The organism is Halobacillus sp. BAB-2008 (assembly GCF_000328325.1).
GTDB lineage: Bacteria > Bacillota > Bacilli > Bacillales > Halobacillaceae > Halobacillus.
The window spans coordinates 1-8,521 of the sequence record NZ_ANPF01000088.1; the positions used below are offsets into that span (position 1 = coordinate 1).

The window sequence follows — 8,521 nt, forward strand, 5'->3', positions numbered from 1 at the left end:
GTGGTGCCAGTCCTTGTTTCTCACGTTCCTGGTTTGTCAATTCTACTACTTGTTTTTCGAAAGCGGAGACTTCAGAAGATGCTTGCTCGTTTTGCTGTTCTGCTTTTGGTTGAGCTTGCTGCTCTGACTGTTGTTGTGGAGCAGCTTCCTGCTTAGGTTGTTCCTGAGGCTGAGCTTCCTGCTTCGGAGCTTCTACTTTTTCCTGCTTCGGCTGTTCTACTTGTTTTGGAGCTTCTACTTCTTCTTGCTTCTGCTCTTGTTTTGGAGCTTCCGGCTTAGCTTCTGCTTGGACAGGTTTTTCTCCCTGCTTCCAGTCAATTTGATTCAATAGAGATTGAATATCGATCTGCTGCAGGTTATTTCCCTTCAAAGCAGCTTCGTTCTGACTGATCCACTCCATCAATTTATCAGAATCTATTTGAATGTTTTGTGTTTTTATTTGCGAATGGTGCACCTCACCTGTAGATGCAAAAGATGTTGCGGGTGCTGCTAGAAGAGATAGTGCAAGAGCTCCTGATACGACTAATGATTTCTTCATGCTGATAACTCCTCCTTGAAAAGTTGGTTTGTTTTTCGATCGACTTTATCGTACCATCGATCTCTTGTAATAAAGGAGGATATTATTGGGAGATAGGTAGAAAGGACGTTCTGCTGACATCGTAAATAGGAGAGGGAAGCAAAAAGGCGGCATCAGTCCTTGTCAGCTCTGGGGTTGTTATAATCATCCTTTAAAGGTAAGCGGCTGCTGGAGTGGTTAAAGTATGAAAACAAGATACAAATTACTAGAATGACAGGGTTGACAGACTTTTTATGCGAAGTGTTTTTTTACGAATGTAACATCAGCGTTACAAATATTTCGATAGTTTGCATGTTTTTTTTCTAGTATTTTCCTATATAAAACAAATCTTCTACTGTAAATATTCCTGGATGGAAAAATGTCGTTATTTAAGGGAAACTTATTTAATTTTTCCTTTTTTTGTTGTTTTTCTGATCTTGATGAAATATACTACATTACAACACTAATGCACTATGTTGGAGGAAGGTGACAAGTTGAATTTTGACGCAGGGAGTGCAAAGCCGATTTACATCCAGATCGCAGAATGGATGGAGGATGAGATTCTTCAAGGACACTTTCAAGTAGATGGAAAGGTGCATTCTCAGTATAAGCTGGCGGATATGTATAATATCAATCCGGCGACTGCGGCCAAAGGGCTGACGAAATTAGCGGAAGAGGGTGTTCTTTATGACAGGCGGGGACTCGGGAAATTCGTGGCGGAGGAAGCGAATGCGATTATAAAGGAAAAGCGGAGGAACAAGACAATGAAGCGTTTGGTTGACGATCTTGTGAAGGAAGCAGGGAAGTTGGAAATGACTGAAGAGGAAGTAATCACGCTCATTAAAGAAACATGGGGAGGAGCGAAAGAGTGAAGGCGATCAAATGTGAGAACGTAACCAAAACATATAAAAAGAAGAAAGCCCTGAACCGTTTGAACGTCTCCATTGAAGCGGGTAAAATCGTTGGTTTAGTCGGACGTAACGGTGCCGGTAAAACGACATGGATGAAGGTTGTTGCCGGAATGGTGAAAGAATCGAAAGGAAGTGTGGAAGTATTTGGAGAACATCCGTTCAATAATTTGAGGATATCGGCTAATTCTGTTTATATCGATGACCGGATGTCTTTCCCTGCAACCTTGACTTTGGAAGAAATCCTTATGGAAGGGAAAAGGTTTTACCAGTATTGGGATCATGATCTTGCTTTACGTTTATTCGATTATTTCGGTTTTGAGCGCGGGGAACGCCATCATACGCTCTCAAAAGGAAGAGAAAGTACTTTTCACATGATCTTCGGTCTTGCCACACGATGTTCCTTGACAATCTTCGACGAGCCCACAACAGGGATGGATGCAGCCGTTCGAAAAGATTTCTATCGTGCCTTGTTGAAAGACTATTTGTCCTCTCCGCGCACCATTGTTTTATCGACGCACCATTTGGAGGAAATGGAAGACATACTGGAGGAAGTGCTTCTTCTCCACAAGGGGAAGCTGCTTCTCCAGACCAGCATGGATGAACTGAAGGAGTATGCCGTCCGCCTCACTGCACCCCTGGAGATACTGAGGCCATGGACCCAGAACAGAGAAATTCTTTATGAACAGCTTCCTGAGGAAAGAAACAGTTGTGTCATCGTAAGAAATGACTGGACGGAAACGGAACAGACGGAGATGAGGAAGGAAGGCATTCGTATCGCTCCTGTCTCTGCCAGTGATGTTTGCGTATATATGACGGAAGATAAGGTTGGCAGAGGAGGAATTGACGATGTCTTTGATCGAAGTGAGGACAGGTGATGTTATTAAAAAGCAGTTCGCGTTCAAGTGGCGGTCCCATCCGGGAGTGTTTACGTCTCTTGTAACGATACAGGTGATGGGCATCTTGTTTTCTTTAATGGGAACGGGGGCACAATTCATGGGAGGAGAGTTCTTTGAAGTCCGATCGCAGATCTTTTCCGGGGATTTAATTATTTCCTTTACGATTTTTTGGGGATTTTTGACGGCACTGCTCCTTACGACGCGTGCTTACCGTGAAGATGATTTTCCCTTTGTATCGACCCGCCTTACGAGTCATCTGTCTACCGTCGGCTTTCTTCTCGTGGTTTGCGGGATAGCCGGGCTTACAGCTGTCCTTTCAGAAAATGTACTGCGGGCAGCGGTGTACACATTTGTAGTGCAGGACGGTCAACTGTTGCCGGCTCACGAAATGGAAGCTTCTTTATTCGGTGCTGGGATGGCTGCCGTCATCCTTATGGTTTTCCTGGCTGCCGGTGCCGGTTATTTGTTTGGTGTATTCCTGCAGTGGAACAGACTGTTTCTTCTTATCATTCCGGTTTTGATGTTCGGCATTTCGTATTTGATGCAGCGAAGTGGCGAAGACGGTTTGGCTAATTACCTCTTTGAGGTTCTGTTTGATGAAGGAAATATTGTTTTATTCGCTGTGAAAGCACTGCTCGTTTCCATTACTTGTTTCGTTGGAAGCTTCTGGATTGCTGGCCGTTTGGAGGTGAAGCGGTCATGATCATCGTGTTAGCAGTCTTTCTTTTCCTGCTTGTCACCTTGGCAGCTGTTTTTAACGGGAAGTATAAGGGTGCAAGTGTCAAGATGGCTAAGACCGGCCATTTGATCTTCCTCGTATTTGGGTGCGTGTTAGTACTCTCGACAATTTTCACCTTCTTCCTGCCTGATCCCATGCCAGGGGAAGCGGCGAGTTCGTCGGATATCGACGATGCTATGTACAGCCATTTGTTAGAGGGAAACCTTGATCAGATAGACGAGGCATACCTTTTAGATGAGCGTACCTTCTCCTTTGGAGGGAAAACGCTGAACGTGAAAGTGAGCCCTCCCGGCGGGCTTGGTACGTCCGTTATCGTAGAAAAAGTAGAGTCGAAAAAGAACATACACCTCTATCAGTATCGGTCACCTATGGTCGTAAATGGCTGGCAGATCCCTGTCAAAGAGGAGCCTGTGGTAACCTTTGAGAACCAGGGGCTGGTCGTAACCTCCGGCGAACAAGTAACGAAGACTTTCTATCAGTTCGATCCTTCTTTTCCTTTCCGACAATTCTCTGAAGGAAAGAACACAGGCGGCAGCAGTATGTCCTCCGGCATGTCGGTCCTGTATTTACAAATTCCTGAGAACATGACGGTGGAAGCGGATGACGAAGTGTATGTTACAGAAGTGGAATCTTGAATCGGTGAGTTTTACTTAACGGAGAACAGATGAGTACAGGCTCAGGTATCACCTAATAAACATAGCAATTCCTACAGACGAAGAATCAAAAAAGCGCGGGTATCTGCCCGCGCTTTTTTGATTCTTTTTACTTTTTTCACACATATGGGCAGAAGTTCATAACTTAGCACAAGAGGTGGTGGCACATGAAAGAATCGGAAAGGATTGCTGCACAGGATCCTTTGCTCAATGAACAGCAAGAATGGAGAAAAAGGCGTATACGTCAACGGTTCAAACAAACACTTACCATAGCTTCCCCGGTGTTTATTCTGTTGCTTTGGGAAATCTTGTCCCGTACAGGCTTGATGGATGCCCGTTTTTTCCCGCCTCCTACGCAAATCGTGGGAACCTTTTGGTTGATGGCAGGGAGCGGAGAACTGTTCAGCCATGTTGGAATCTCATTATATCGTATTTTTGCAGGATTCCTTCTCGGAGTGATCCCTGCTATTGCAATCGGACTGCTGATGGGTTTGTATGGTCCAATCCGGCATTTCCTGTCGCCTTTGATCATGGCTCTCATGCCGATTCCAACACTTGCTCTCCTGCCGATCATCATCATTCTGTTCGGAGTAGGGGAAGTTTCCAAGGTGGTGACGATCGCAGGAAGTGTCTTCTTTCCGGTAGTCATCAATACAGTTGCCGGTGTCATCAACATCGACAGAATATATTTGGACGTAGCAAAGAATTACGGAGCAGATTCGAAACAGTTTTTCTTCAAAATCGCTCTCCCGGGTTCCTTACCGGTCATGCTTGAAGGGATTCAAATGGGGCAGGCGATCGCCTTACTTACGATAGTGGCAGCGGAAATGATGGGAGCGAATTCCGGTATCGGCTACTTAATCTGGACCTCCTATAAGGCATTCATGTTGAAAGAAATGTTTGTAGGGCTCGTACTCATCTCGTTCTTCGGCTATTTATTCTCATTAATCTTGAGAGGACTGCAAAGTAAATTACTCCCTTGGCGTTGATGAAGGAGAAAGGGGAAGGTGGAATGGATGCGAAAATTTCCATCAGGGATTTGACGAAAGTATTTTATAAAAAGGAAAGCAGAGTCACAGCATTGGAAGGAATCAATCTGGATATTGCCGATGGAGAGTTCGTCTGTTTAGTCGGACCGAGCGGGTGCGGAAAAACGACACTGCTCAGAATTCTAGCCGATTTGGAAACACCGAGTTCCGGGTCATTCACCATCGCAAGAGCAAAGGAAGACCGGCCACTTCAGTCGATGGTCTTCCAGGAACGGGGGGTGATTCCGTGGCTGACCGTGGAGGGTAACGTCAGTTTTGGTTTGAAAATGCGTCGTGTACCAGCGGCGGTCATCAAGGAACGGACCGCGTATTATTTAGAAAAAGTAGGGCTGGAGCGTTTCGCCAAGCTTTACCCTAGAGAGCTTTCCGGAGGAATGAAACAACGGGTGAGCATTGCCAGAGCATTCGCAAATGACCCGGAAATATTGTTGATGGATGAACCGTTCGCAGCATTGGATGAACAGAATAAATTCATCCTGCAGGAAGAATTACTCAACATCTGGGCCGAAACGAAAAAAACGGTCCTCTTCATTACACATAGTATCGATGAAGCACTCCTGCTCAGCGACCGGATTCTCTTGATGAGTGCCCAGCCGGGGAGGATTGTAAAGGAAAAACGAATCGAGCTCCCCAGACCAAGAAATATGGAGCAGGTCAGGGCTGACCCTGTCATGGCGGAACAATTCGTGGAGGTCTGGAATCATCTTCAGGAAGAAGTGCAACGATCAAGGATTTAAGAAAGGGGAAACATCCCATGCGTAAATCATTATGGATCTTTATCTCTCTTTTTTTATTTTTGGGTATAGCAGCAGGCTGCAGTGATAAGGAGTCTGAACAAGGAAAGCAGAAAGAAACCGTATCCGGCGATCTGGCTCCGCTTGAGAAGCGTCAGAAGGTAGTTATTGCAGAGGACGGTGCGGCGTCCGGTGCAGGATTTTACATCGCGAAAGAGAAAGGATATTTCGATGACTATAACATAGACATTGAATTTACGACATTCGCCAACAGTGATGATATGCTGCCGGCGCTTGCTTCCGGTGAAGTGGACATCGCCGGCGGAGTCTCCACCGCTTCGTTCTTCAATGCGATCGCTCAGGGAATCGATGTGAAGATCATCGCTGATAAAGGGCACTATTTCGATGGCAATTCCTACTTCAGTTTTGTTATTAGAGAAGACCTTCAGGATGAAATCAAGGAGTATGCCGATTTTAAAGGAAAACGGATTGCTGTATCTTCAAAGAATGCCGTGGATGATTACATCTTCCATGAAATGCTGAAGCATGCCGGCTTGACTGAGAAGGACGTAGAGGTCGTCTTAATGTCGGATTTCGGTAATATGTTGGCCGCGATGGGGAATAAATCCATAGATGCTGCCCTGCAGATAGAGCCTTTGATAACACAGGGAGAATCGCAGGGGTTACATGTGCGGTTCGGTGATGCTACGGATTATGCTCCAGAAGCACAAATCGCGATGGTTCTAGGCTCACCGGAATTTGTTGAAGAAGAAACAGACGTATCGCTCCGCTTCATGGCTGCTTATTTGAAGGGGGTACGCGATTACAACGATGCATTTCTTCACGGCGAGGGGCTTGATGAAGTCATTGATATCATGACAAAACACACCGCTTTGAAGGATCCTGAAATATGGAAGAAAGTCGGCGTGACAGGACTGGATCCGGACGGCAGTATGTTCGTGGAGGATATTAAAGATCAGTTCGACTTTTACAACTCCAATGGTGCCATCATCGGCGATGTAGATTTCGATGAGGCTGTAGACCCTTCTCTGGCAGCCAAAGCCGTGGACATTATCGGAGAGTATGATAAAAAGTAACATTCCAAGTTTTTCTCTTGTCAGAGAGAAAAAAATGATGTAAAGTAACGAGAGACTCAATTGAATAGTTCTTATCAAGAGAAGTGGAGGAACTGGTCCTAAGAAGCTTCAGCAACCACCAACACAGTTGGCCGGTGCTAAATCCAGCAGGTTTTAGACCTGACAGATAAGAGGGGACGGAAACAAAGAAGCCTTCTTATCCTAAAGAGGGCTTCTTTTTTATTTGTTTGGCCTGGTCTTGTCTGTATCACAGAAACATTCATGAGTTCACCAAGAAGGAGGCAGAAAAGATGACAAAACCGAAAGCAAATATTTTTGCACTTATTCCATTTGTAGTATTTATTGTATTGTTCATTGGTTCAGGGATCGTGACAGGTGACTTCTACAAAATGCCTGTACTCGTCGCTCTGTTTGCAGCTATACTGGTAGCGCTGCTTATGGATCGAAAAACAGATTTTGAAACGAAAATCATGACACTCTCCAAAGGGGGAGGACACCCGAATATCATCTTGATGGTTGTGATCTTCCTGCTCGCGGGAGCATTTGCTTCCGTCGCACAGGGAATGGGGGCTGTAGATTCCACCGTCAACCTTGGCCTGAGCTACCTGCCTGGTGGATGGATGGTCGTCGGCCTGTTCGTCATTGGGTGTTTCATATCCATTTCCATGGGTACTTCCACAGGGACAGTTGTAGCTTTAGCCCCGATCGGACTTGGTGTCGCAGAACAAACAGATATTGGTGTGGCGCTGATTATGGGAGCCATTGTAAGTGGGGCTATGTTCGGGGACAACCTCTCCATCATTTCTGATACAACCATTGCAGCTGTTCGAACACAAGGCACGGAAATGAAAGAAAAGTTCAAGGCGAACTTCTTTATCGTTCTTCCGGCTGCCATAGTAACAGCGGTTATTTTTGCAGTATGGACAGCCAGTGCGAGTGCAGATCTTGGGGAAACATACTCGTATAATTTCCTTGAAGTCATTCCATATCTCGGAGTGCTCCTGTTCGCCATCCTTGGGGTAAACGTCATATTCGTTCTGATCGGCGGAACGGTAGCAGCCGGAATTGTCGGTTTGATTCTCGGTAAATTCTCGGGGATGGAACTGATTAACCTGATCGGAGACGGCTTCGCTAACATGCAGGAGTTGTCTATGATCGCTATTTTGCTCGGAGGACTTGTAGAGCTGATCCGTTACAACGGCGGAATTGAGTATCTACTGGAAGCGGTGAATAAACGTGTCCGGTCTAATCGTGGTGGAGAGTTCGGGATCGCCGGTATCGTAACCGCGATCAATTTGTCCACTGCAAACAACACGATTTCGATCATCACGGCCGGTCCATTAGCCAAACAGATCTCTGATGATTACGGCATTGAACCGAGAAGATCCGCCAGCCTGTTGGACATCTTCGCAAGCTCTGTTCAAGGAATCATTCCTTACGGAGCCCAACTCCTTGCTGTAGCCGGTGTGGCATCGATTTCACCTATTGCAATCGTACCGTTTTGTATTTATCCGATCTTAACAGCCGTGTCCGGAATTCTTGCTATTGTCTTCAAGTTTCCTAAGTTTACGGTTCAGAAAGCAGATCCTTCCGCTCAAAAAGGATCCTGATATTCTCTGACTGGAAGAGGCTCCCTGAAATAGGGAGCTTCTTTTTCGTTTGGAAAAGGTGGTATGGCTGGGGGAGAGATCGGGCTCCGGGAGAAGGGACCTTTCCACTGGGCGCCCGGTGAGCGGCCATAAAGGAAGGCGGAGGTAGTTGGTCACTTAATAGATTTTTTCAAATTCGAATGAAATATTAATTCTTTAAATAGTTCATAAATTTGATATTATATTTTAAAATGAATCTATTGTAATGGGGCTATAGAATGGAAAAACAGTCGAAAA

General features: G+C 45.6%; 8 protein-coding genes, 1 pseudogene and 1 riboswitch. Of the genes and pseudogenes, 8 read left to right on the forward strand and 1 reads right to left on the reverse strand.

Annotated features, from left to right (window positions below):
• Window positions 1-538 (reverse strand): annotated as a pseudogene (locus tag D479_RS17810) (hypothetical protein); the annotation flags it as partial.
• A 512-nt stretch (window positions 539-1,050) separates the two neighbouring features.
• Here D479_RS17810 and D479_RS17815 point away from each other — a divergent pair.
• The 8 genes from D479_RS17815 (at window position 1,051) to D479_RS17850 (ending at window position 8,245) form a co-directional block, all read left to right on the forward strand.
• Complete coding sequence (locus D479_RS17815; protein ID WP_008639824.1) at window positions 1,051-1,428, forward strand: GntR family transcriptional regulator; 378 nt, start codon at window positions 1,051-1,053, stop codon at window positions 1,426-1,428.
• On the forward strand, window positions 1,425-2,342 hold the full coding sequence (locus D479_RS17820) for an ABC transporter ATP-binding protein (RefSeq protein ID WP_008639825.1): 918 nt from the start codon (window positions 1,425-1,427) through the stop codon (window positions 2,340-2,342). The genes D479_RS17815 and D479_RS17820 overlap by 4 nt, the downstream gene beginning before the upstream one ends.
• Entirely contained in the window at window positions 2,314-3,066 is a 753-nt protein-coding gene (locus tag D479_RS17825) for a hypothetical protein (protein ID WP_008639826.1), read from the forward strand. Before D479_RS17820 ends, D479_RS17825 begins: the two co-directional genes overlap by 29 nt.
• Window positions 3,063-3,737, forward strand: a complete 675-nt coding sequence (locus D479_RS17830) for a hypothetical protein (protein ID WP_008639827.1) — start codon at window positions 3,063-3,065, stop codon at window positions 3,735-3,737. Before D479_RS17825 ends, D479_RS17830 begins: the two co-directional genes overlap by 4 nt.
• 185 nt (window positions 3,738-3,922) lie before the next feature.
• Window positions 3,923-4,744: an ABC transporter permease gene (locus D479_RS17835; protein WP_008639828.1), complete on the forward strand. Its 822-nt coding sequence runs from the start codon at window positions 3,923-3,925 to the stop codon at window positions 4,742-4,744.
• A gap of 23 nt (window positions 4,745-4,767) precedes the next feature.
• Window positions 4,768-5,541 carry an ABC transporter ATP-binding protein gene (locus D479_RS17840; RefSeq protein ID WP_035388660.1) on the forward strand — a complete coding sequence of 258 codons (774 nt, stop codon included), beginning with the start codon at window positions 4,768-4,770 and terminating at the stop codon, window positions 5,539-5,541.
• A gap of 17 nt (window positions 5,542-5,558) precedes the next feature.
• Entirely contained in the window at window positions 5,559-6,635 is a 1,077-nt protein-coding gene (locus D479_RS17845) for an ABC transporter substrate-binding protein (RefSeq protein WP_008639830.1), read from the forward strand.
• Window positions 6,636-6,703: 68 nt separating this feature from the next.
• A riboswitch (SAM riboswitch) is annotated at window positions 6,704-6,808 on the forward strand.
• A 117-nt stretch (window positions 6,809-6,925) separates the two neighbouring features.
• Entirely contained in the window at window positions 6,926-8,245 is a 1,320-nt protein-coding gene (locus D479_RS17850) for a Na+/H+ antiporter NhaC family protein (protein WP_008639831.1), read from the forward strand.
• Window positions 8,246-8,521 lie beyond the last annotated feature (276 nt).